The sequence below is a fragment of the Sporosarcina aquimarina genome, assembly GCF_023715615.1.
GTDB classification, from domain to species: domain Bacteria; phylum Bacillota; class Bacilli; order Bacillales_A; family Planococcaceae; genus Sporosarcina; species Sporosarcina aquimarina_A.
This window is the reverse complement of the sequence record NZ_JAMBOM010000001.1, coordinates 115,389-137,988: the sequence shown is the minus strand read 5'-3', so window position 1 is coordinate 137,988 and position 22,600 is coordinate 115,389. Positions and strand designations below refer to the sequence as shown.

General features: G+C 41.4%; 21 protein-coding genes and 2 pseudogenes. 8 read left to right on the top strand and 15 right to left on the bottom strand.

Going from position 1 to position 22,600, the window contains the following annotated elements:
• Window positions 1–164: 164 nt before the first annotated feature.
• From M3197_RS00660 to bla, 3 genes are all read right to left on the bottom strand, one after another.
• Complete coding sequence (locus tag M3197_RS00660) at window positions 165–404, bottom strand: CagC family type IV secretion system protein (protein ID WP_251658094.1); 240 nt, start codon at window positions 402–404, stop codon at window positions 165–167.
• Between the two features lie 36 nt (window positions 405–440).
• Window positions 441–674 (bottom strand): hypothetical protein, encoded by a 234-nt coding sequence (locus tag M3197_RS00655; protein WP_251658093.1) that lies wholly within the window; start codon window positions 672–674, stop codon window positions 441–443.
• A 676-nt stretch (window positions 675–1,350) separates the two neighbouring features.
• On the bottom strand, window positions 1,351–2,265 hold the full coding sequence (gene bla, locus M3197_RS00650) for a class A beta-lactamase (protein WP_251658092.1): 915 nt from the start codon (window positions 2,263–2,265) through the stop codon (window positions 1,351–1,353).
• Window positions 2,266–2,496: 231 nt separating this feature from the next.
• Here bla and M3197_RS00645 point away from each other — a divergent pair, with 231 nt between their 5' ends.
• A complete protein-coding gene (locus M3197_RS00645; protein ID WP_251660031.1) occupies window positions 2,497–4,272 on the top strand; it encodes a BlaR1 family beta-lactam sensor/signal transducer in 1,776 nt (591 codons plus the stop codon).
• Between the two features lie 16 nt (window positions 4,273–4,288).
• Window positions 4,289–4,672, top strand: coding sequence for a penicillinase repressor BlaI (gene blaI, locus M3197_RS00640; RefSeq protein WP_251658091.1), 384 nt, complete (start codon window positions 4,289–4,291; stop codon window positions 4,670–4,672).
• A gap of 349 nt (window positions 4,673–5,021) precedes the next feature.
• On the opposite strand, the gene M3197_RS00635 is transcribed toward blaI, so the two are convergent.
• Window positions 5,022–5,864: an SDR family NAD(P)-dependent oxidoreductase gene (locus M3197_RS00635; protein ID WP_251658090.1), complete on the bottom strand. Its 843-nt coding sequence runs from the start codon at window positions 5,862–5,864 to the stop codon at window positions 5,022–5,024.
• Between the two features lie 131 nt (window positions 5,865–5,995).
• On the opposite strand from M3197_RS00635, the gene M3197_RS00630 reads away from it, so the two are divergent.
• The 5 genes and pseudogenes from M3197_RS00630 to M3197_RS00605 form a co-directional block, all read left to right on the top strand.
• Window positions 5,996–6,361: a MerR family transcriptional regulator gene (locus tag M3197_RS00630; protein WP_251658089.1), complete on the top strand. Its 366-nt coding sequence runs from the start codon at window positions 5,996–5,998 to the stop codon at window positions 6,359–6,361.
• A 411-nt stretch (window positions 6,362–6,772) separates the two neighbouring features.
• Complete coding sequence (locus tag M3197_RS00625; protein WP_251658088.1) at window positions 6,773–7,345, top strand: TetR family transcriptional regulator; 573 nt, start codon at window positions 6,773–6,775, stop codon at window positions 7,343–7,345.
• Window positions 7,346–7,559: 214 nt separating this feature from the next.
• Window positions 7,560–8,741: pseudogene (locus M3197_RS00620) on the top strand (MFS transporter).
• 69 nt (window positions 8,742–8,810) lie between these two features.
• A complete protein-coding gene (locus M3197_RS00610; protein WP_251658087.1) occupies window positions 8,811–9,764 on the top strand; it encodes an aldo/keto reductase in 954 nt (317 codons plus the stop codon).
• Window positions 9,765–9,806: 42 nt separating this feature from the next.
• A pseudogene (locus M3197_RS00605) lies at window positions 9,807–10,412 on the top strand (LLM class flavin-dependent oxidoreductase); the annotation flags it as partial.
• A 52-nt stretch (window positions 10,413–10,464) separates the two neighbouring features.
• Here M3197_RS00605 and M3197_RS00600 read toward each other — a convergent pair.
• From M3197_RS00600 to M3197_RS00580, 5 genes are all read right to left on the bottom strand, one after another.
• Window positions 10,465–11,172 carry a hypothetical protein gene (locus tag M3197_RS00600; RefSeq protein ID WP_251658086.1) on the bottom strand — a complete coding sequence of 236 codons (708 nt, stop codon included), beginning with the start codon at window positions 11,170–11,172 and terminating at the stop codon, window positions 10,465–10,467.
• Window positions 11,153–11,332: a hypothetical protein gene (locus M3197_RS00595; protein ID WP_251658085.1), complete on the bottom strand. Its 180-nt coding sequence runs from the start codon at window positions 11,330–11,332 to the stop codon at window positions 11,153–11,155. The genes M3197_RS00600 and M3197_RS00595 overlap by 20 nt, the downstream gene beginning before the upstream one ends.
• Window positions 11,332–11,469, bottom strand: coding sequence for a hypothetical protein (locus M3197_RS00590; RefSeq protein WP_251658084.1), 138 nt, complete (start codon window positions 11,467–11,469; stop codon window positions 11,332–11,334). Before M3197_RS00590 ends, M3197_RS00595 begins: the two co-directional genes overlap by 1 nt.
• A gap of 269 nt (window positions 11,470–11,738) precedes the next feature.
• On the bottom strand, window positions 11,739–13,040 hold the full coding sequence (locus M3197_RS00585) for a glycosyltransferase family 2 protein (protein ID WP_251658083.1): 1,302 nt from the start codon (window positions 13,038–13,040) through the stop codon (window positions 11,739–11,741).
• On the bottom strand, window positions 13,037–13,819 hold the full coding sequence (locus M3197_RS00580; RefSeq protein ID WP_251658082.1) for a hypothetical protein: 783 nt from the start codon (window positions 13,817–13,819) through the stop codon (window positions 13,037–13,039). Before M3197_RS00580 ends, M3197_RS00585 begins: the two co-directional genes overlap by 4 nt.
• Before the next feature lie 132 nt (window positions 13,820–13,951).
• Between M3197_RS00580 and M3197_RS00575 the strand changes: the two genes are divergently transcribed.
• Window positions 13,952–14,833, top strand: a complete 882-nt coding sequence (locus M3197_RS00575; RefSeq protein ID WP_251658081.1) for an SDR family oxidoreductase — start codon at window positions 13,952–13,954, stop codon at window positions 14,831–14,833.
• 47 nt (window positions 14,834–14,880) lie between these two features.
• Here the strand turns inward: M3197_RS00575 and M3197_RS00570 are convergent, their stop codons facing one another.
• The 6 genes from M3197_RS00570 to M3197_RS00545 all read right to left on the bottom strand — a co-directional run bounded on the left by M3197_RS00570 (window position 14,881) and on the right by M3197_RS00545 (window position 22,576).
• On the bottom strand, window positions 14,881–15,267 hold the full coding sequence (locus M3197_RS00570) for a YhfM domain-containing protein (RefSeq protein WP_251658080.1): 387 nt from the start codon (window positions 15,265–15,267) through the stop codon (window positions 14,881–14,883).
• A gap of 506 nt (window positions 15,268–15,773) precedes the next feature.
• On the bottom strand, window positions 15,774–17,978 hold the full coding sequence (locus M3197_RS00565; RefSeq protein WP_251658079.1) for a YhgE/Pip family protein: 2,205 nt from the start codon (window positions 17,976–17,978) through the stop codon (window positions 15,774–15,776).
• Window positions 17,979–18,044: 66 nt separating this feature from the next.
• Entirely contained in the window at window positions 18,045–18,614 is a 570-nt protein-coding gene (locus M3197_RS00560) for a TetR/AcrR family transcriptional regulator (RefSeq protein ID WP_039042702.1), read from the bottom strand.
• A gap of 158 nt (window positions 18,615–18,772) precedes the next feature.
• Complete coding sequence (locus tag M3197_RS00555; RefSeq protein WP_251658078.1) at window positions 18,773–19,876, bottom strand: NAD/NADP-dependent octopine/nopaline dehydrogenase family protein; 1,104 nt, start codon at window positions 19,874–19,876, stop codon at window positions 18,773–18,775.
• A 185-nt stretch (window positions 19,877–20,061) separates the two neighbouring features.
• Window positions 20,062–21,330: a serpin family protein gene (locus tag M3197_RS00550; protein WP_251658077.1), complete on the bottom strand. Its 1,269-nt coding sequence runs from the start codon at window positions 21,328–21,330 to the stop codon at window positions 20,062–20,064.
• Window positions 21,331–21,376: 46 nt separating this feature from the next.
• A complete protein-coding gene (locus M3197_RS00545) occupies window positions 21,377–22,576 on the bottom strand; it encodes an acyl-CoA dehydrogenase family protein (protein WP_251658076.1) in 1,200 nt (399 codons plus the stop codon).
• Window positions 22,577–22,600 lie beyond the last annotated feature (24 nt).

The following is a 22,600-nucleotide window of genomic DNA, read 5'->3' as shown; positions in this document are numbered from 1 at the left end:
CATAAAGAAATGCACGCAATCACCATTTCTTTTATACTTGAATTGTCGAGAAACAAGTAAATGAAAGGTGATGCGTACATATGAATAATACCAAGGATATCCCGGGTTTATAAATCAGATGCACTAAGGGGACCGAGAAGTCGTTTCCCATAGCGCTTTTTCGGTTAGGAGACGTGGATCTCCTTTCCAGGCATACGCTTGATGATAATAAATAAAGCTACACAAACCCCGACTAAAACCACAAGCGCTGTCAAAATGCCTTTCACGACATTGGCTGCATTTGTGAGCTTAGCTTGGACTTGTCCAGCTGAGGCAAAAACGATTTCGGGTATAACTGCTAAACAAAACAACAGAGCCAAAGCTGTGCTAAATGCGAAGCGTATTTTTACGTGTTGTTTTGTCATACTCAAACCTACTTTCACTATTCATTTATCTATCTGCTATTCCTCTCGCTTCATCTCTACAAATTTTTGGGGGACAATTTCCTTTTGTTGTTGCATATTCGTTAACTTTCTTTTCGCCTCTTGAACGGTGGGAAATCCTTCTGAAAGCTGTTCTAATTCCACTTTTCTTACGCGTCCGATAAAGATGGCTTTCTGTTTCTTCTCTCGCTGCTCGACTTCAAACAACTGCAACTTCTCCTCGTAACGCTTCACGGCTTGATCCAGTTCCATGTCATACACACTCATTAACCCTTCTAAAAAACTGGTACCAGCAAAACTCACTTCCGCAAGCAATCGACCTCGCTTGCCTTGAAAACCGTTCCATCTACTTGCTCCACCTTCTCAGCATTTTAAAAATTTCCTTGCTGCAAAAAGTTCTGACGCAATTTTAATGGCTTTACCTCGATCTACCCCTCTACTTCTTCCTGGTTACATTCTTACCGAACAGCCGAAATCGGTTGTCCTTTGTTCTCCCCGCCGCGCACAAAACGCCCGTCAAGTCAATCTGTATAGGTCATTATTGCTCAACCATCGCTCTATCATTAGACATATCACCTACTTTTAAATAGTATACATTGGTATTTCTCTATAAAAAGTTGATTGTTGTCAAAATATTATATATATACTTATTGAAAGGCGAATTTTCGTTATGATTGCAATAAATTTGTAATGATAGTTTATAGGTTGTTTGCTATGAAGCTAGGGAAATGAGCTAACTAAAAGGTCAACTTCTCAACAATGAATTGAGAAATTGACCTTTTGAGCGTGCCACAATAGCGTCCGTTTGTAGAAGATCATTGCTTAATACTTATTCAAGATAAGCACCTTTAAGTATATTATTTCGCCAACTTTTTTGTAGTAAAAAACTACCTTTACCAGAAGAGTACTCTTTCTCTAAAATGTTAATCTATTTGTTGTTAGAAAATTCCTGAGCAATCACTTTTGCAGCCTTTGCGATGAGTTCATCATTAAAGCTAGCATTCTCTTCATTGCGACTTGACATGATCGCAATAATAATCGGATCTTGATTAGGTGGCCACACAATAGCTATATCATTTCGAGTTCCATATCCACCGGCTCCACTCTTATCTCCAACCTCCCAATCTTCTGGTACACCAGCTCGAATGAGGGAATCACCTGTGGTACTCCCTTTTAGCCAATTTGTAAAAACTTCTTGCTTATCGGCAGGAAGGTACTCACTGATTCCAAACACCTCAAGGGATGTTGCAAGTGCTTTAGGAGTACTTGTATCCCTTGTATCCCCAGGAATAGCTTCGTTCAAATCTGGTTCTATACGGTCAGCCATTGTGACAGTATCGCCACTTTCTCGTAACGCCTTTTCAAATCCATCTGGTCCGCCTAATTCTTCGAACAGAAGATTTCCTGCTGTATTATCACTATACTGCACCGCTGCTTCCGCTATCTTTCCTAGACTCATCCCTTTGTTCACAAAGTCTTCTGTAATCGGAGAATAGGGAACAATGTCTTCACTGGTGAACGTCCTTATTTCCTCAAGCTCTGATATCGGATTTTGCTTTAATAAAACACCTGCGGCTAGCGCTTTGGATGTAGATGTGTACGCAAATCGTTCGTTCTCACGAAATTTCACGATTTCTTTTGTTTCTGTGTCAATGGCATAGACCCCAAGCCTCGCGTCATATTCCTTCTCAAGTTCTTCAAATTTCTCTTTTGTGGTTTCTTTTGCCGTTATTTTTTCTGTTTCTGACTCTTGTACAACCTGTTTTTTTTCATCCGAGCAGCCTACAACCACAAGCACCAAGCCTATCAGTGCTAGTATTTGATAAAACCATCTTTTGTTCATGATGTAAAACCTCCTAATTATTTGATTAGACTCATATGTACAAATTGAAAAAACAACCTTATTCAAGGAGTTTTAACAGATTACATTTGTAGTCTGATTACATCTGTAGTATAGTATTACATACGTAATCGAATAAAGTCAACTCTTTATTTCCTAACCGTCAAGTTACTATAAATATGCTTAATACCTGATTTTTTAAATTTAAAATCAAGAGAGTTGGTGTTGAAGGACATGTTTTTAACTCATTTTGTAATAGGTCTATTGGTGTCTTCATTTTCCGTTACCGTTATTCTACTTATACGAAAATGGTTTGGAAAACAACTAACTGCTAAATCGCACTATCATTTGTGGATGTTTCTTTTCATGGCTTTAACACTTCCATTCATACCTACAGATTTATTTAATTTTAGTTCTCTCTTTAACGGTGGGGATACATATCAGACTAATAAGCTCAGTTCTACTATGGATAAAACTGAAACTGATATGATGCATGGCCTACACCTGATACAAGACTTTTCTGTATCGGTCAATCGGCCGGATCTATCCTTATTAAATATGGGAGCGATGGGATTATGGATGTTAGGTATGCTTTTATTTACCTTTACTATGGTTCGTGGATGGCTCACACTAAGAAGGATAAAGAATTATTCTTCTGCATTTTCCAATCAAGAAGTTCTCGTGCTTTTCGAAGAATGCAAGAAAAGACTACAAATTAAAAAATCAATAAAGGTTGTTATTTCGGAAAGGGTCCAATCTCCAATGATATTCGGACTTTTTCAAACATATATCGTCTTACCTTCTCAGCATGAAAACTGGCTTAGCTTGAAAGATTACGAATATATCTTTCTTCATGAACTGAATCACTATAAAAACAAGGATCTGCTGACAAATTACTTGATATTGTTCTATCAAACCATTTATTGGTTTAATCCCCTTGTCTGGCTTGCTTTTAGAGAAATGAGATTAGATCGGGAAATCGCATGTGATACATCTGTTTTACAGTTACTAGATGATCATTCATTTATTGAATATGGAAATACAATCATTAATTTTTTGGATCTTTCAAAACAGTCAAGTGAGCTACAGTTAGTGACACGATTAAACGGTTCGAAGCTTCAAATCAAAAAACGAATTGAACAAATTTCTGCTTATAAGCATTCTGCAAAAAAATCAATAAGAAAAAGCGTCTATATTTATATGTTGGCGAGTATCATTTTGACAATCCAATTACCATTCGTTTCCGTATTTGCGACGGAAAATGACCGATACTATTTTAATAATGACGGAGCAATTTATGAGGATTTAGATCGATTTTTTAAAGGGTATGAAGGAAGCTTTGTTTTATATAATCAAAACGCACAGCAATATCACATTTATAATGATGAGAAAAGTACTTTGCGGGTATCACCTGATTCCACATACAAAATCTATAGTGCCTTATTTGCTCTAGAATCAAATGTCATATCACCCGAAGAATCCACTCTTTCATGGGATGGGAAGGAGCAACCCTATAACGCTTGGAATATGGATCAAGATGTCTCATCTGCTTTACAAAAATCTGTAAACTGGTATTTCCAAGAATTAGATCGTAGAACAGGATTTGAAACAATACAATCAAATCTACAAGAGATAAACTATGGAAATTCCGATGTATCTGGGGGATCTGGTGAGTTCTGGAACGAATCTTCATTAAAAATTTCTCCAATGGAGCAAGTCCAACTGCTTCGGTCCTTTCATAATAATCAATTCGGATATAAGGAAATGCATATCCAAGCTGTGAAGGAAGCACTACTCTTAGAAAAGAATGAAGAAGCTCGCCTATCAGGAAAAACAGGTACAGGAGCAGTGAATGGAAAAAACATCAATGGTTGGTTTATCGGGTATGTAGAGACGAACAACAATACTTATTTCTTTGCTACCAATATACAAAATAAAGATCAAGCATCTGGAAGCAAGGCGGCGGAAATTACATTATCAATTTTAAAAGATTTAGGAGTCTATAATTAAAATGGAGGGAAGAAATATGGAGAAAAACATTCCTAGTATATCAGAATCAGAATGGGAAATTATGAACGTGCTTTGGGATAAAGCCCCTCAAACAGCGAATGACATCATATTATCCTTACAAGAGAGTACCGATTGGAAGCCGAAAACCATACGTACTCTTCTCGATCGATTGGTTCAAAAAGATGTTGTAGGTGTCAACAAAAATCTAAGAGTTTACACCTTTTCCCCGCTATATACACGGGAAAAATACCAGCGTGCCGAGACCGAATCATTTATTAAGCGTATTTATGGAGGTGCCCTGAAATCCATGCTTGTCCAATTCATTCAGGAAGATACCCTATCTGAAGACGATATCAATGAACTACGCTCTACTTTAAATAAGAAACCTAAAAAACAATAATATTAAAAAGGTGATTTGGAATTCTTCCAAATCTCTTTTTTCGGTCGAAATCGAAATATTGGGGGACATATTTCTCATATAATTATCGCATTTTTTGCTTAAATTAAAAAATAATCGATTTTTTCTCTATAAAGTAAGCGTAAAATAAAGCCCACCTAATACGCTAGGTGGGCTTTATTTTACGCTTACATATATACAATCAGGCCAGTTTAGTCGAAGAAAGATTTGTTGTGTCTAACTAGTGATAAACGAGTGTTTGCACTCTTCCTGGTCGCTTTCTTTAGTCTAAAAAGAAATGAACTATAATAATAAGTCTGTTGAGAAAGTTTCGACAGCCTGCTTGTCTAAATTACAGTGTCAAAAATTCTTTTTCATATACAGATTTTACTTGTAATAAAACTTTGGGAGCATGCTGTTTAAACTTGAACTCAGTAGACTTTCCTTTTGAGATATACAATCCAGCTTCATTGGGGGACCTCTCTAACCCAGCAAACAACCGGCTTGCCCCTACACTGGGATGCGGACCAAACAAACGGATGAACGGCTGAATGATCAATGGCAAACCTCCATTTCTGCCCTTTCGCATTGTATTGTTATTGCCTGGATCAATGCTGATAATTGTCACCCCCTCTCGCTTTAGTTCTTGTGCCAATGCATGTGTCCACAAAGTGATTGCCAACTTCGTCGATGCATAGGGGCCTATCAGTTTCTGAAATTTAGGAGGGTTTGCCAAATCTTCCGGCACGAAAGATTTTTTAAAATTAAACGCATCTGAACTTGTTTGGATAACGAAAGCCGGATTTCCCCTTTTTAAAAGATCAAGTAGTTCCATTGTGATGATAAAGGGAACCACTGTCTGAATTTCATAATGCAGCTCACGCCCTTGTGGTGAAAAACGTAGGTTCGAGAAACTGCCTCCAGCATTATTGAAGAGAGCATCCAGCTTAGTTTCTTTCTCCTTTATTCGTATCAAGGTAGATTTAAGTTGCGTGAAATCAGATAAATCTGCATTATAAATACGGATATCTCCTTGACGAATTTTTTGTTGGAGTGTTAGCTCTTCCTTTGGAAATTCAGAGCGGATTAAAGCAGCAACCTCCCACCCGTTCTCGATTAATTTTTTCGTAAGTTCCAGTCCTATTCCGCTGTTCGCTCCTGTAACAAGTGCTGTTTTTCTTTCTGACTTTAACATTTTATTTCCCCCTATTAGTGAATGACTGAAGTATAAAACATGGAGCTAACTTCAGGTCAATAGAAAAGAAACAGCTTGACCTGGAGTTGACTTCATGTTTTATAATTTATCGATAAGAAGGAGGCAGACGTATGTATACCATCAAACAGGCTAGCACTCTTACCAGGTTGAGCATTGATACAATTAGATATTATGAAAAAGCTGGATTGCTTCCAACTATTAAACGGCTTCCGAATGGACATCGGGTCTTTTCACCATCCGATATTGAACGGCTGCTACTGATCCTCTGTATGAAAAAGGCAAGTCTTAGTTTAGAAGAAGTGAAATTATATCTTGATATTGCTGAAACAAGTAATATGACTCATGAAATGATATCAGGCATGCTCCAGCAGAAGGAAAAAGTTAAAAGTCAAATTGCTCAATTACAGACTGTTTTGGAATTTATCGATGAAAAATTAGCCGAAGGAACATGGCTAAAGAAGAAAGCTGAAAAATGATATGTCAATAATTATTCCAGCACAATACTTGCTAATGTGGTGGTTCAGATGGAAACAAAAAACAAATTTTAGCTACTAACTATTACTTAGAATGAATCTAGTACCGCTTATTTGGACTAAACTAAAGCCACAGGGGTTTTTTCACAAAGAAAAAAATCATTTTACTTTCAAGGCACATTCTTGTAGTGAAATGTTAAAATTGCGAATAATCCCACTTAAAGTAGCGAGGGCTTTACTTTAATAACGATCTTCAACAATCGGGCGCGTATAGTTAAAGATTGTGGGTATAACATCGTGAATGAGATAGCACACATTTCGATTGTTGTTCATCAATGGTTTTAAAACCGTATACTTCGGTATATCCTTGGAAAACAGTTTGACTTTGAACGAACGATCGATTATAGTCGATTTATGAAAAATAAAACTGAAAACAAAAAAGAACTTATCTATCAGACAACCATTGCACTTCTCAATGAAATAGGGCTCTCTGATATATCCATGTCCAAAATTGCGAAAAGGGCAAGCATCTCTTCATCATCCATTTACTTTTATTTTGAAAGTAAAGAAGACTTACTGATTAAAATATATTATAACCTCAAGGATCAAATGCATCAGATTATGTTTAGAGGTATAACAGCGGATATGTCAGTCAGGTATAGTTTCGAGAAGATTCTATGTGATTATTCAAATTACATTATGAATAATCATGCTAACTTTATGTTAATGGAACAGTTTCTTGAATCGCCGTTTATACGTAAAAACTGTAAAGATCATAACGGCGGTGTGTTCAAGCCGATGTATGCTCTATTCGAGAGGGGGATTAAAGAAGAACTGTTCAAGGATTTGGAGACTAATCTTTTGGTTACCTATTCCTGTCTGCCATTTGTTCAAATGGGGAAAGAGTACATTAATGGTGAATATGAATTCAGTTCTACTAATATCGATAAAATGATTCAAATGAGCTGGGATGCTATTAAAGCATAAACAGCTCATTTCTTTAAAACATATTAATCGAACGTTCGATATTTTTGAGATTATTTGAACGAACGTTCGATTGAAAGTAAGTGAACTTTTTATGCTTTATAACAAAAGCACAGGGAAACATCATGATGCGTAGGAAAGCCTGTTAAAGAATTGATTTTATTCATTTAGATTCAATATCCATTTCATATTAGGAAAACGGGGAATCAGAAGCATCATGAAGGACTACAAATTGATTATTCATTTTCTTGCACTAGGTGCGACCGTGGTCGGCACGACCGAATCGATTATAACTGGAATTCTTGACATGCTTGCCTCTGATATAAATGTATCAATAGGTCTCGCCGGACAATTAGTTACAGTGTTTTCCATTGCCTACGCATTGGGTACGCCGATTCTAATCGCAATCACATCAAGAATAGATAGAAAAAATCTACTATTAGCAGCATTATGTATTTTCGTTTTCGGCAATATCATTGCTGTTCTAAGCCCTAATTACGCATTACTCATGATTTCCTGAGCGGTCTTGGGAGTAAGCGCAGGCGTTTTTTCCATAGTTGCCTTGGGTGTAGCTGCACAAATAGCTCCGCCGGAGAAAAGAGGAAGTGCGATCGGTACTGTCTTAATGGGAACAAGTCTTTCACTCGTCATCGGACTTCCTTTTGGCACTTTGATCGGGGAGTATATGGGATGGCGTTGGATCTTCGCTATACTTGGCGTAATTACCATAATAATGACTGTTCCCATAGTAAAAGCCGTTCCTAAGTTATCCGGTCAAGAAGTGATTCCGCTATCTAAACAACTGGCCGTACTCAAAGAATTCAAAGTAATAAGTGGCTTGTTAACTTCTTTGTTCTTTATTACTGGTTATTCTGTTGTTTCTACGTATCTAGCTCCATTGCTGCGCGAAAACGCAGGTCTTAACTCCAATACAATTAGCCTTGTCTTGCTAGGCATGGGACTAATGGCTGTTGTAGGATCGCGTTTAGGAGGTTACGGAGCTGACAAATGGGGGATTGGTCGTACACTAATTGCAAGTCTGCTCCTTCATGTGATTGCCCTGTTTTTTCTCCCGATAGCAGCCGTCACATTTGCAGGTGCCTTGTTCATACTAGCTCTTTGGATGCTTGGAGCTTGGACAACGGCCCCAGCACAGCAGTTTAGTCTGGTTACTATGGCTCCTCAATCAACCGATATTATTTTGAGTTTGAATTCCTCTGCATTCCATCTTGGTGTCGCCTTGGGGGCAGTTCTAGGTGGTGTGGTTGTCGAACAACTCTCCCTATCATCGATTGGTTGGGTCGGAGGGCTAATCGTATTGCTTGCAACTGTATTTGCAGTGATTTCGATTGCTTTGAAAAATAAACAGAATGTAGCAGAACAACTCAAAAGAATATGAGAAAAAGATATCGAAATGCAAAAAATACCGTTTTGTGATTCCAACATTGAAAATGAGGAGTGATTTTTTATGGAGAAAAGAGCACTTGGATCAAGTGGGCTGAAAGTATCAGCTCTTGGATTAGGCTGCATGACCATGTCCGACTTTTACGGCAACGACCGGGATGAACAAGAATCCATACGGACGATTCATCGTTCACTGGAACTTGGTGTTGGTTTCTTGGATACCTCGGATATGTATGGTATCGGCGAAAATGAAAAACTGGTGGGAAAAGCGATCAAAGATCGCCGTCATGAGGTCACTTTGGCTACCAAGTTTGGGGTAGTACGAGACAAAGGGCCGATGTGGGAATATAACGGTAGAGCGGAATATGTTAAGGCCGCCTGTGAAGCAAGCTTGCTCAGACTAGGCGTTGATCATATCGACCTGTATTATCAGCATCGTATTGATCCCCACACTCCAATCGAGGAGTCTGTAGGGGCGATGGCTGATCTGGTGAAGGAAGGGAAGGTCCGTTATATAGGCCTTTCAGAAGCCTCGCCAGCTATGATACGCAGAGCACATGCGGTTCATCCATTATCTGCGGTGCAAACGGAATATTCCTTGTGGTCCCGAGACGTGGAGGACGAAGTTCTTCCTACCTGCAGAGAACTTGGAATCGGTTTTGTAGCCTATAGTCCGCTTGGACGTGGTTTCTTAACAGGTAAGATTCAACGATACGAGGATTTGGGAAACGATGACATCAGACGAAACTTCCCTAGGTTTCAGGGAGAAAACTTACAGAAAAACCTTCGATTTGTCGCCCGAATTCAAGAGATGGCTGCTGAAAAGGGGTGTTCCGCACCGCAATTGGCGCTGAAATGGCTATTGATGCAAGGCAGCGATATCGTACCTATTCCAGGGACGAAAAGAAGAAAGTATTTGGAGGAGAATATTGGATCTTTGCAGGTTGAGCTTACGGATTCTGATCTTAAACGAATCCATGAGGTAGCGCCAAGAAACGTAGCTGCAGGACATCGATAATAATTCTGTTTGCGATCAATACGATAATGAGGATCAACCACGATTGAATTAACAGATAAATTCGAAATAGGCATCAATACTTTTCTAGAGAACTCACCGGATCCCATAACGGGCAAAAGGATTAGCCATCCCGAGCGGATTCGGAACGGGATCGAAGAGATCGTTATTGCAGATCAAGTCGGCCTTGATGTGTTTGGAATAGGAGAGCATCAACGGTCTGATTATGCCTCTGAATCGCCAGCCGTGGTACTTGCAGCGGCTGCAGCTTTTACCAATCGAATTCGGCTCACGAGTGCCGTTACCGTTCTTTCCTCAGATGATCCAGTCCGCGTATACCAATCTTTCTCAACGTTAGATAGTATCAGTAACGGCAGGGCGGAGATTATGGTGGGCCGAGGATCCTTTACTAATTCATTTCCATTGTTTGGATATAGCTTGAATGACTATAGCGAATTGTTTGAAGAACATCTTGAGTTGCTTCTAAAAGTTAGAGCTTCGGAAAAAGTCACATGGCGAGGTGGTCATCGCCCCGCAATCCATGATCTTGGCGTCTATCCGCGATCCGTCCAAGACTCGCTTCCAGTGTGGGTCGGAACCGGAGGACGCCCAGAATCGGCCATTCGAGCAGGAGAGCTGGGGCTGCCCATTGAAGCGGTGTCAGCCTCGCTGGTACTACCAATTAATCAATGTTAACCGAAATTCATGATTTCCTTCTTTGATTCATCCCCTTCTTTTGTTTCATTTGTTTCTGCTGCGCCTTCAATTTTTCAAATTCCTTATATTCCAACTCACCCAATGTCCTTTCTATGGCTTTTCCTTTAAAAAACTGCTCAAATAACGTTTGGGAACTGTAGATGTTCATTTGTTTGCCTCCGAACGTGTCATTGTAAAAAACAGTTCCTTGCTCTGGTGGCACTTCTACAGCTGCTGAAAAAGCATTCGCTTTCTTTTCGGACAAGATGTCTTCTTCAAAACAATCACTAAACTCAAAAGCTTGATAACGAGGGCGGGCCAAATCCTTCAATAATTCTAGTTCCATTCCTTTTTGTACTCGCAGCAACTCTTGCGCGGACACCTGCTCTCCTCGTAAAACGGCTACATCATATGCTCGTTTCACTCGTACATAATCAGGCACGACCACTAATTGCTCTTTCTTGTATTTCTTCGGTGGCTCACTTGGAAAATTGGCCAATCGTTCTTTTGTGAAAGCTTCTCCGTAATAATCCATTGCCGTCATCAGCCACTCACGCTGAATTAGGGATTTATCCGATACATTCAAACTTTGCATCAGCAACTGGATACGCTCGTCATAATGAGATCCAAATAAACGTAATGCCAGTTGCAATCTATTGATTTCCTTCAACATACTTTCAAAGTTGTCTTTTTCATCAGGAGATAGCAAGTCCATAGATGCCTTCTGTTGAAGCGATACCCCCTACGTCTACATAAAAGGTTGCCGCTCGCGTTTGCACGGCTTGTAAACCCAACTGTGTTTCTATAACAGACGTAATCGGTTGTTTTAAAATCGACTGGACTTGTTCCACCACTTCTTCCTCACGCGCCTGCATCAATGTTCTTTAATTTCCACTTCATTTAAAACACGATCCAATCGAGCCGTTTCATTGACTAGTGCTCGCTTCTCGTAAGACGTCCACTGACTCGTTTCTAGTGTTGGATAATACTGCTCAACAATCGACTGCCTCACAATTGAAAAGCTCCTCAGTACGCCGGAAAGCCTCCTCTTGCGCCTGAAGTTTCTCCTTTAATTACTCAAATGTCTTCCTATGAAGGGCATCAATAAAAAAAGTGATGAAACGCAATGCCCATGGCTTTAGACGTTTCGATCACTTTAGGGTGAAGATATTACAAAACATACAGTGTAAAAAAATTATCATTCGTCAAGGTTTGATTGTGACGTGCGCAAGTCACAACACCCCAACCTTTGAATTAGAATCTTTTTTATGGAGTAGGTTGTTATTTCGATTTGAATCGTTGCGTCTTATCCCATCCAATTACTTGACGATTCTTCTTCGCTTTCACATACAGAATCAGGCTTCGCACGAACAAATATGAAAATAGTTGCGCATACGTGAAATACATGATGACGCTGATGAATACATTAAGCGGTGTGAAGGTTCGCTGGGTCGCTTGTGCTGCAAACAGCTGCGTCGTATACACAATGTATGCTAGATACCAGATGAACAGCAATGGATACGTATACTCGATATAGAAGATATCCAAGATTCCAAGGGCAAACCACACATACGAAATGATGAGAAACAGCCAAAAAATTACATAAACGAGTAACTGGTGAATCGAATGGACGAGTAACTTCCCTTTGAAATAGCCTGGTTCCGTTAAGGTCTTTTCAACAATGTATAAGTTCCCTTGTAACCAACGTGTCCGTTGTTTTAAATAGACTCCTAGCGTTTCAGGCTCTTGCTCCCACGTGATGGAATCAGTGACAATCGGTAAATAATACCCCGCCTTCGTGATTCTCAGTGTCAGTTCTGCATCCTCCGCGATGGCATATGGATCATAACCGCCTAGATCTTCTATGACACTGCGTTTAACAAGCATATTCGTTCCTGTCAAAGAGCCCGTTTTAAACAACTGCCAACGCCCCGATTGCATGAGCAGTTGAAACACTTGAAATTCTATTGAAATCATACGGGTCAGCCAATTCTTTTGTTCGTTAATTGTTCTCACGTAGCCAACAGCGCCTGCAGACTGCTCGTTTTTCTCAGCCGTCGCAACTAGCTTAATGAGTGCTTCAGAATCAGGCTGATTATCCGCGTCATAGACGCAATAATATTTATTTGATGAAATACTCAATCCATGGTTGAGCACACGTGATTTCCCACGCGGTTCTCCAGGTGGCACCTGAATATGATGGACGTTTTTGAAGGTTGCTGCAAAATCGCCCGCAATCTCCCCGGTTTCATCCGACGAATTATCATTCAACACATATATTTGCAAATCTCCCGGATAATTAAGTGCCGTCATCGCTTCGATCGTATCTTTGATGACGACTCCTTCGTTATGCGCAGGAATCAAGATATCCACACCTGGATATGACTCCAATTCCGGAATCTCCGGTCTTTTTAATCGATTGTATAGTCCCGCTAGTGTCAATAATGAGTAGTACCCTAATAATGTTAAAAACAAAGCAGTTGTGAAAAACAATAGAATTCTCACATTTAAAATCGCTGCCAAGACAAGACCTATGAGAAAAATAATTGCTACGCTAAGCAGAACTAGGAGGCGCCTATTCATCGAATCACCAACAATTCTTCAATGGAATGCTCCCCCTGGATTTGACGGACGTTCCAATTAATCTGCTCGAAAGCACCCTCTTCGATTTGTCGTTGCATGGCTTCTTTTAAGCGTCCATCGACAATCTTAAATCCTTCATCACTTATATTTTGCAATAACACAACAATCGTTTTGTCATCAAAATGCCCTACAAGATCATAATGCTTTCGCAATGTGCCGAAGATGACTGACGAGCAAGCAATCAGTGCTTGTTTGCGTGCCACTTTTCGAATTTCCGATAAATCCACTTGAACAAAATAGCCGGGCTCCCCATGTCGCGCCATTGTAGACAACACTATAGAAGATTGTTTTTCAAATTCTCTTTTCGTCAATACGCCATGTTCAGAAATATATTCTTGTAACTCTTCGAGACGATTTTTCAATGCTCTATTTTCAGACCGATACGAATACACGTACTTTGCAATACTGTAAAGAGCAAAGAGATGCAGTAAAAATAAAAAATGCGTACCAATCCCAGCTGCTTGCTCACCTGGAGACCATCCTTCTATAAATGCCCGGTACAAAAAATAGAATACCGTTGTTAACGTAAATAATATAAAAGCGAAAAAAGCTATGCGGTCAGTCACTAGGAAAAAGAGGGCTGCCATTCCAACAAAACTAAGCATTACGTACAATGAATTCTGATCACTTTGCAGCCATAGTAACACTGCAGCGGATGCTAACCAAACGGTTGCAGCTATTGGCATTTGTAGTCGTTGCCATAGGGTAACACTCTTCACATCTACATCCCCCCATTTGATACTACTATTAAACTTACTCTTCCCTAATAGTATATTCAAAAACACATGAGGTTTGCCAGTGCTTCTTATGGGAATACTTTGACTAGATACCCTGTAAGGAGGATTTTGCAGATGACTAAAGATAAATACGAAAAGATCGATGAAAACGTAAAACCCCAGACGCAGGAACAGCAACCTGGCGTGGAAGATGAGATGTCACCACAGCCGATTTACGACGATGAATTATATAAAGGGTCCGGAAAGTTAGCTGGGAAGAAGGCGTTGATAACCGGTGGGGATAGCGGTATCGGTCGTGCAGTTGCCGTCGCTTTCGCAAAAGAAGGCGCAGACGTGGCGATTGCGTACCTCAGTCCGGAAGAAGATGTCGATGCAGATAAAACCATTAAACTTATTGAGAAATATGGTGGGAAAGCTTATAAAAAACGTATTGATATTAGCGAAGAAGAAAACTGTGAAACGTTAGTGGAAGCAGTAGTTGAAGAATTTGGCGGCCTTGATGTGCTCGTGAATAATGCCGGAAAACAATTCCCTCAAAAATCACTGCTTGATATTTCTGGTGACCAATTACGTGAGACTTTTGAAACGAACTTTTTCGGGCTGTTTTATTTAACTAGAGCCGCGTTGCCACATATGAAAGAAGGTAGTTCGATTATCAATACATCTTCAGTCACCGCTTACAATGGTTCTCCCGGATTGCTCGATTATTCCGCGACAAAAGGCGCAATTACAACGTTCACACGCTCACTCGCCTTGAACTTAGCGGGTCAAAAGATTCGGGTGAATGCAGTCGCACCAGGCCCGATTTGGACTCCACTCATTCCTTCGACTTTCGATGCGCAGACAGTAAAAAAGCACGGAGACGATACACCGATGAAGCGTCGCGGCGAGCCTGCTGAAAACGCACCCGCTTACGTGTTTCTCGCTTCGAACGATTCTAGCTATATGACGGGTCAAACGATTCACGTCGATGGCGGAGATTTTGTGGGATCGTAATAAGATATAGACAGCAGCGACTCCTCATGTTAGGAGGCGCTGCTTTTTTAATTGAACGTGTTGAAAATTGCTAAGAGTTTTTCAGAGGAACGTAATCGATACAAGTTGTTCGTGTTAGTGACTTTCATCATAGAGCCTACTTTTTCTCCTTCATACAGCCACAAATAATACTCATTCTCCCCAATCGTAACTTTATAGTTTGGATCGGCGACGTCTACAACACCTGGCAGTTTTTTAGCTGTCCTCACAGCGCGCTGAATCGTGCGCGCATCTGATGGTTGAGTAATTTCCCTTTTCGAATTAGGAACGACCTCATTAAACGAGCTCATCTGTTCAACAGATATATGCTGTTTTGGTTGACTATAGTACGCTCCCGCTAGAGCGAGTAACAGCACTATGCCGATGATAAGTATCGATTTCCACTTTGCGTCCATGTTCTCACTCCCCATTTTTTTAGTAGACGAAGGAAATTTGAGAAGGTTACAAATAATTTGGACGCGCTGGACAACGGATCGTGGTACACGGTTAGATTAAACATTCAGGAGTGGTGCAATACTGCTAATTAACCCTTTAAACCAGTTGAGCCGTGTCCCGTTATCGACAAACTCTCCTATGTGTCGGACAAATCCGACTAAGTGATTGAGAAGTCAACGCAAGTGATGGACAATCCCACTTGAGTGATCAAGAACGCAATTTATACCGGTCACAGTCTTGTCGTCACCAACACAGAACCGCTCGTCCCTCTAAAAAAGTGGACAACCCAGTCCATACCCCTACTTTGCACAAAATATCTCGTAATCCTCTGTGGATAACCCCAATTCCATCCCCAATTGGGCATAACTTCGTCGTCACCCGTCGATAACTTTTCAAATCATTCGAATTTTTATCCACAAAAAAACCGACAGACGTGTTATTCCGTCTGCCGGTTGTGAATTGTTTCTTATGCTTCTACAACATCTGCTGCAGAATGGCGTTTTTTGAACAGCAATGCGAAGTAGCCTGCTGTTAACGCAAGACATACGACCATGAACCCAATTAATATGCCGTTCGAAGTCCATAGATGCGTCATGTCGCCTGTAGAAATTGATGCTTTGAATGCCTGAACAGAGTATGTCATTGGCAAGAATTTATTGAAAATCTGAAGTGGTTCTGGGATCAATTCCAATGGGAACGTTCCGGCGCTTGTAACGAGTTGCATGATCAAGACGAGAATCGCCAGGAAGCGTCCTGCGTCACTGAATACAGAAACAAACAATTGCACGAGCGCGATGAATGTGTAACTTGTAATGATCGCCGTGAGGATGAACAATGGTGTGTTGATGGAGTCCATACCTAACCCGTATTTAATAACGCCTACGGCAATCAATGCTTGAATGAGCCCGACCACTGCGAGCACAGAAACTTTACTTGCGAACCAGCGGAATGGACCTGTTGGTGATATGACTGGCTGAACCAGTGGGAATACGATGGATAGTAACAACGCACCGACGAACAATCCTAGAGATAAGAAATAAGGTGCGAATCCTGTTCCATAGTTCGGTACTTCATTGACTGCAGACTTTTCTACATCTACTGGAGCAGCTACCATGCCATATGTTTTGTCAGATGGATTCACTTCAGAAGCGGTGTCATTCGCTTCAGTCAATTTCTCTTGAAGTGTCCCTGTTCCTTCGTTTAATTCTTTCGCTCCGTCAGCAAGTGTTGCGGATCCGGTTGCGAGTTCTTGAGATTTAGAGGCAAGCGTTCCAGTTCCGTCTGTTAGTGTTTTAGAACCAGCTGATAATGCAGAAAGACCATCGACTAATTTGCTAGATCCTTCTTTAGCAGCTGTTGCGCCTGTAGCAAGTTTACCCACACCGGCATTTAGCGCACTATTTCCTTCAGCAAGTGCAGATGAACCTGCGAGCAATTGCCCAGATTTACTGTTTAACTCGTTGACACCTGCAAGTGCCTGTGAGTGTGCCCCGGCTAATTGACCTGCAGCACCATTCAATTCTTTCGCACCTGATTGAAGCGCTGCGGTGCCTTGCGATAATTCACCAAGTCCGCCTGCCACTTTTGCGCTGCCTGATTTCAATTCACCAAGAGCACCTTGCAATGCTGCTTTTTGTTCTTCAGGAAGTGAAGCTAAAATTGGTGCAAGTTGTTCAGACAATTGTCCAATTCCCGCATTTACTTGCTGCGCGCCGCCTGTTAATTGACCAGCTGCAGCATTGAGTGAACCGGATTTTTCAGCTAAGTTGCCCACACCTGCTCCGAATTCTTTTTCTTTTGCGCCAATCTGTTGATAACTACTTGCGAGCTTACCAACACCTTGCGTGTATTGAGTCAGTCCTGCATTCAAATCACTCGCACCCGCAGATGCTTTTTGAGCGCCGCCTTGAAGTTCACTAACACCTGACGACAATGTTCCGAGACCTGAATTTAATGAAGATGCACCATTTGCAGCTTCGATGACACCTTTTTTAAGCTTATCTGAGCCATCTGCAAGCGTCACCGTGCTGGATGCTAGCTGAGCTAAATACCCTTTTAAATCATCTGTCCCGGAAACAAGTTTGCCAGAACCGTCATGCAGTTTTCCTGCACCGTCTGCAGCATCCCCAAATCCGTCACCCATTTCTTTAATAGAGTCAAAAAGTTGCTCCGCATACGTGGATGATACTTTTTCGTTCACTTCAGCCTTGATGCGTTCCATTGCAGTATCTCCAATTTGTGCAGAGAGGAAGTTGAAGCCTTCATTTGGTTTGTAAACCAGTGCTAGTTTTTCAGGTGTTTCATCCAATAATGTTGTTGCGTGTTTTGAAAAGTTATCCGGAATTTCGATTGTCATATAGTAGTCTTGATTCGTGAGACCTTTTTTTGCTTCGGACTCAGTTATACTTTGAAAGTCAAACTGCTTACTATCGACAAGTTTGTCGACAAGTTCTTTACCAAGATCAAGTTCAGTTCCTTCAAATTCGGCACCTTCATCCATATTTACAACCGCAACTGGCAGTGCATCCATGTTTGCGTATGGATCCCAAAACGCCCACAAAAACATCCCTGCATATAATACCGGTATGAATAAAATTGCAATCATAGGCACAATCATTTTTCGCGTGCGCAATAATTGCTTCCATTCCGCTCCTGTCATCGTCTTCTTCATTTTTTCTCCTCCTTGACTGGTTGACCACTTTGGATTTCTGGTCATTGATTCTTAAAAAAAGAAGTCTCAAATTAAGAGACTTTTGAAAATGGTACTACTCAGTAAATCGATGATCTCGGTTTGATCCAACTCTTGATGGTGGGTTTTACCCCAGTCTACAACGAGAGCCATATACGATTTAAACAGCAAATACGCGACCATTTCAACATTACATGGTTTGACTTCACCGCGATTAATGCCTTTTTGGATTTTCTCGGCAATGAATTTCACAATCTGTTTCTCGATATCTACGAGGACTTCTTGTACGGCAGGCGTCCGGATTTCTTTTCCTTCATCAATCAGTTTGGCGTACAGTTGGTGTGTCGTTCTAAATTTCAAAATCGACATAAGACGAGCATGCGCATTTTCTTCAAATGTTGCCCCTTCAATAGCGGCGGCTTCCGCTTCTGTCCTCATCTCTTCAATCATTCCGACGACAATGGCGTTGAACAGTTCTTCTTTGTTAGCGAAGAATGTGTAAATCGTACCTTTCCCAACGTTTGCAATCTTAGCGACTTGGTCCATCGTGGTCGCTTTGTAGCCAAACAGTGAGAAGGATTTTGCAGCGGCTTCCAAAATCTCCGTTCTGCGATCCATGTGCCCACCTCTTTCATTGTAAAATGACTGTAATTCAATTATAGTCATTTGGTCATTCCTTATAATACGCGCCCTACAAATAGATTGCAAGGGTTTTCCGATCATATTCTTAAAAGAAAAAACGAAGGCCGTGTCGCACCTTCGTTTCCTATATCCCATTATACTTGAGTGGTTTTGTTAGGATTGATGAATGACAATAATTCTTCTGCGGTTGTGAAGCCGAGTTTTTCTATAGAACGCGCCTCTCGGAAATAATCTTCTCCGACCATCGTTCCTGATAGAGTTATGATAGAATCAGTCACTGGCGTCGGCAAACCAATGTGCTTTCCGAGCGAGTGCAGGAGCCCAAGACCCATTGGCACGTCTTCTGTAATGTACCGATTGTTAACAGATTTCGTATGCAAATCCTTGACACTGTCTGCGTAGATAGCAAATGCTTCATCATCTGACTGGGCTTCAGGATCAGTGAATGTGCGCACCTTGAACTCTTCGATGTATGAACGGCGTTTCGAACCGATTTTCTCAAGCATATCCATTTTTTCCTGATCCAACTCATGTGCTACTTTCCAAGTGGAGGGCGTAAATCCTTCTGTATACATCGAAAACTGACCTTCTGAGTTCTCGATATATGCTGCGTTGAGCGCAATCCCGACTGTGTGCATAATAAGATTCGGGTTGTGGAGTGCGACTTCTGCAATATTTTCACGCGGGATGCAGTTGCCTAGAATCGGTTTTAGCGTATGACATGCCTCTTGAACACGATCTGCAGGAAGGGATGCAATTGGATGACCGTAGTTCTCTGAATACAGTGTAACCTCACCGGGATTTGTGATTCTACAGCTGTATGGCAACGTTTCGCCTTCAACAAATAGTGGCGCATCTTCAGTTCTGCCAATTCGTTTCAATTCGTTCAAAAAGTAAATGCTTCCGAGATACCCCGGGCAAATGTAAACAGTTTGTTGCTTCTGCAAGTGTGGAGCTAGGGCGCTCGCGAGGGACTTGTGGTAATTCGAGACGTAATAAATGAGGATAATGTCTGCTTGTGGTATAACTTCTGCAGGATTGCGTGTCACAGCATGAAGCGGAACGGTTTGCTGTTCGCTCCCCTCTTTCAATGTAATGCACTTCGTTTCTTCCAATTTAGCAAAGTGCTCGTTAGGCTGATTGCTTAGCTTCAACATACTCACTTGGTGACCATCTCGCGCTAGACAAGCAGCTGCGGTCGAACCTCCGTGTCCTGAACCAACAATCGTAATTTTCAATTATATTTCCCCTTTCTTGTGAAATTCTTCACAATGTAGAACAAAAAAATGTTGACTGATTTCAACTACTCTATTTTATCATAGTTTCCATTAAAAAACTATTTTGCTTGATTTGTCTAAAAACAAAGCATCCTTTGCGGACAAAAAGTCCCGATAACCACTCTCGGCTTCGAGACTGTTAGCGACTAGTCTCCTTGTACAGGATTGGCAATCTTCCCTGCAAACAACAATACGTCTGCTTCTTTGTCACGAATTGTGATGAAGAACGGCTTGTCCGCTGTGAATTGGAAAGGTTCTCCCATTGGCGCAGATACCGTATCCATAGTAATGGATGTGACGGCTGCTGCCTCTGTCCCTTTTTCATCCACAGAAAGATAGGTTTTCTGTAGCACCTTGCTCACAAACAATGGATTTTCATCCTCTACGACTAACTTTGAAAATTCCGCTCCTTCACCAAATGCTTGCTGCATTCCTAATTCCTGAAGCACATCATTCAACTGAATTTCATAATCAAGCCGGAACTTAGGTAAACGGACTGTACCTAGCCGGGTTTCAAACGAACCCTTCCAGTTCGCTCGGTTTTCAGTAGTCCATGAAGAGAGGAAGTCGTCAAAATTCTGCCCCTCTTTTGGGACGTAGATATCCATTGTCATCTTTCCTTCTTCTCCGTAAGGGAGTGAAACGGCCTGGAATTGATCTGTTTCCAAGTAGGGTAGCTCCTCATTCAATTGCATGAATGGGACTTTCGTAAGATTTCCATCTGAAATCTTGAAATTATTAACTTCTGTTGCATTTTCATTGAACGGATAGAACCAGGATGCTTTGAAATAAACAGCATTCAACAGAAACATAACTAAGCTATCATCAAGGGGTGCTTGGACAATTTCGTCAATCTTACCGTTTGTTGCTTGCTGAACCCACTTGTTCATAATATCTACTGATTTCGGGTCTGTTATGTCCATGTCTTGAGCCTCAGCTAAATAGTAGTCTTGTGTTATTTGCTTAAATTTTTCTCGCAGCGTATACGCATCGTTCACCCAAATTGAATTTGCCGTATTGAAGGCTAACTCTTCGTCTAACCCTTGGAAGTGATACAACATTGATGCGTTCGCACGGTTAATGGACTCCGTATCCATTCCTATCACTTGCATCGCATTTTTAATTTCGTTGCGAGTTTGTCCATCCGCTCCGTTTTGAAGCATGGATAATGCCATTATAAGACTGACTGGTGACACGAATACATTGCCGTCATCGTCTGGTTTTGCTTTTGTAACAAGTTGTGCTCCAAGTTCGTTTGTCGGTTCACTTAATTTCAAGTAATCGTCTTCTCCGAAAGAAACTGCAATTTTATCAGGCTCTAGGTCTTCTTTTTTCATTGGGGCGCTCACCGTTCCACAAGCGGATAAGATAACTACAGCACTGACTGCCACTGCGAGGACAGCTTTTTTGTACATTGGTCTCATCTCCTTTACTAGATGAGTCGGTCTTGAATCAGACAAGTTACACGTCTACGTCACATGGCCAAGATGGCAACATATTGCTAAGGGGCTTGTCTTGTCGGTATCCGAGCACATATTCAGCTTGCATAATCGTATGGATTTCCCGTGTTCCTTCATAAATGACCGGTGCTTTTGAGTTACGCAAGAATCGTGCAACCGGATAATCGTCTGAATATCCGTATGCCCCATGAATTTGGAATGCATCGTCTGCAGCTTGATTGGCAAAATCACACGCTTGCCACTTGGCTAATGACGTTTCACGAGTATTACGTAGCCCGGCGTTTTTCATCTCCCCGGCACGGTAGACGAGTAAGCGACTCATTTGATAACCCGCTTCCATCCGCGCGATCATTTGCTGGACGAGCTGATGCTGTCCAATCGGCTTTCCAAATGTGCTGCGTTCTTCACAATATGCAATACTCGCTTCCATACACGCCTGAATCAAACCGACTGCACCTGCAGCAACGGTGAAGCGTCCGTTATCCAATGCAGACATCGCGATTTTGAACCCTTCCCCTTCTTTCCCAAGCAAGTTGGAAGCAGGTACACGGACGTCTTCAAAAAATAGCTCGCCCGTGTTTCCAGCTTTAATGCCATATTTATTTTTGATGGCTTTGGATGAAAATCCAGGCATCGTACGCTCGACGATGAACGCAGAAATTCCGTGATGTTTTTTCGATTTATCCGTATAGGCAAAGATGAGGAAATAATCCGCACTGTCGCATAGTGAAATCCACGTTTTCTGCCCATTTAGCACATAATCTTCACCATCACGGACAGCGGTAGAAACCATCGCCGCAACGTCTGATCCTGCACCAGGTTCCGTCAGCCCGAACGCACCAACTTTCTCTCCTTTAGCTTGTGGAATCAAATACTTTTGCTTCTGTTCATCCGTTCCCCATTGCAGCAGAGTCAGCGAGTTCAGGCCTGTATGGACAGATACAGCGGTTCGGAACGCGGTATCTCCGCGTTCCAGTTCTTCACACAAAATAGCAAGAGCATTATAGTCCATGCCACTACCACCATAACGTTCCGGTATACAAGTCCCCATAAACCCGAGGTCTGCGAGTTCTTTCCAAACTAAGGGATCAAAACCGCCTGCTGTATCCCATTTCGCGATATTCGGAAGGATTCGATCATCGACATAACGTCTCACTGTTTTACGTAGCAACTGCTGTTCTTCTGTAAAGTTGAAATCCATCTCAGTACCTCCTTGCATCGCGCG

Excerpts from the sequence above, each read along its gene's own strand:
- M3197_RS00660 (WP_251658094.1), bottom strand. The coding sequence starts at position 404 with ATGACAAAACAACACGTAAAAATACGCTTCGCATTTAGCACAGCTTTG.
- M3197_RS00655 (WP_251658093.1), bottom strand. The coding sequence starts at position 674 with ATGGAACTGGATCAAGCCGTGAAGCGTTACGAGGAGAAGTTGCAGTTG.
- bla (WP_251658092.1), bottom strand. The coding sequence starts at position 2,265 with ATGAACAAAAGATGGTTTTATCAAATACTAGCACTGATAGGCTTGGTG.
- M3197_RS00645 (WP_251660031.1), top strand. The coding sequence starts at position 2,497 with ATGTTTTTAACTCATTTTGTAATAGGTCTATTGGTGTCTTCATTTTCC.
- blaI (WP_251658091.1), top strand. The coding sequence starts at position 4,289 with ATGGAGAAAAACATTCCTAGTATATCAGAATCAGAATGGGAAATTATG.
- M3197_RS00635 (WP_251658090.1), bottom strand. The coding sequence starts at position 5,864 with ATGTTAAAGTCAGAAAGAAAAACAGCACTTGTTACAGGAGCGAACAGC.
- M3197_RS00630 (WP_251658089.1), top strand. The coding sequence starts at position 5,996 with ATGTATACCATCAAACAGGCTAGCACTCTTACCAGGTTGAGCATTGAT.
- M3197_RS00625 (WP_251658088.1), top strand. The coding sequence starts at position 6,773 with ATGAAAAATAAAACTGAAAACAAAAAAGAACTTATCTATCAGACAACC.
- M3197_RS00610 (WP_251658087.1), top strand. The coding sequence starts at position 8,811 with ATGGAGAAAAGAGCACTTGGATCAAGTGGGCTGAAAGTATCAGCTCTT.
- M3197_RS00600 (WP_251658086.1), bottom strand. The coding sequence starts at position 11,172 with ATGGACTTGCTATCTCCTGATGAAAAAGACAACTTTGAAAGTATGTTG.
- M3197_RS00595 (WP_251658085.1), bottom strand. The coding sequence starts at position 11,332 with ATGCAGGCGCGTGAGGAAGAAGTGGTGGAACAAGTCCAGTCGATTTTA.
- M3197_RS00585 (WP_251658083.1), bottom strand. The coding sequence starts at position 13,040 with ATGAATAGGCGCCTCCTAGTTCTGCTTAGCGTAGCAATTATTTTTCTC.
- M3197_RS00575 (WP_251658081.1), top strand. The coding sequence starts at position 13,952 with ATGACTAAAGATAAATACGAAAAGATCGATGAAAACGTAAAACCCCAG.
- M3197_RS00570 (WP_251658080.1), bottom strand. The coding sequence starts at position 15,267 with ATGGACGCAAAGTGGAAATCGATACTTATCATCGGCATAGTGCTGTTA.
- M3197_RS00565 (WP_251658079.1), bottom strand. The coding sequence starts at position 17,978 with ATGAAGAAGACGATGACAGGAGCGGAATGGAAGCAATTATTGCGCACG.
- M3197_RS00560 (WP_039042702.1), bottom strand. The coding sequence starts at position 18,614 with ATGGATCGCAGAACGGAGATTTTGGAAGCCGCTGCAAAATCCTTCTCA.
- M3197_RS00550 (WP_251658077.1), bottom strand. The coding sequence starts at position 21,330 with ATGTACAAAAAAGCTGTCCTCGCAGTGGCAGTCAGTGCTGTAGTTATC.
- M3197_RS00545 (WP_251658076.1), bottom strand. The coding sequence starts at position 22,576 with ATGGATTTCAACTTTACAGAAGAACAGCAGTTGCTACGTAAAACAGTG.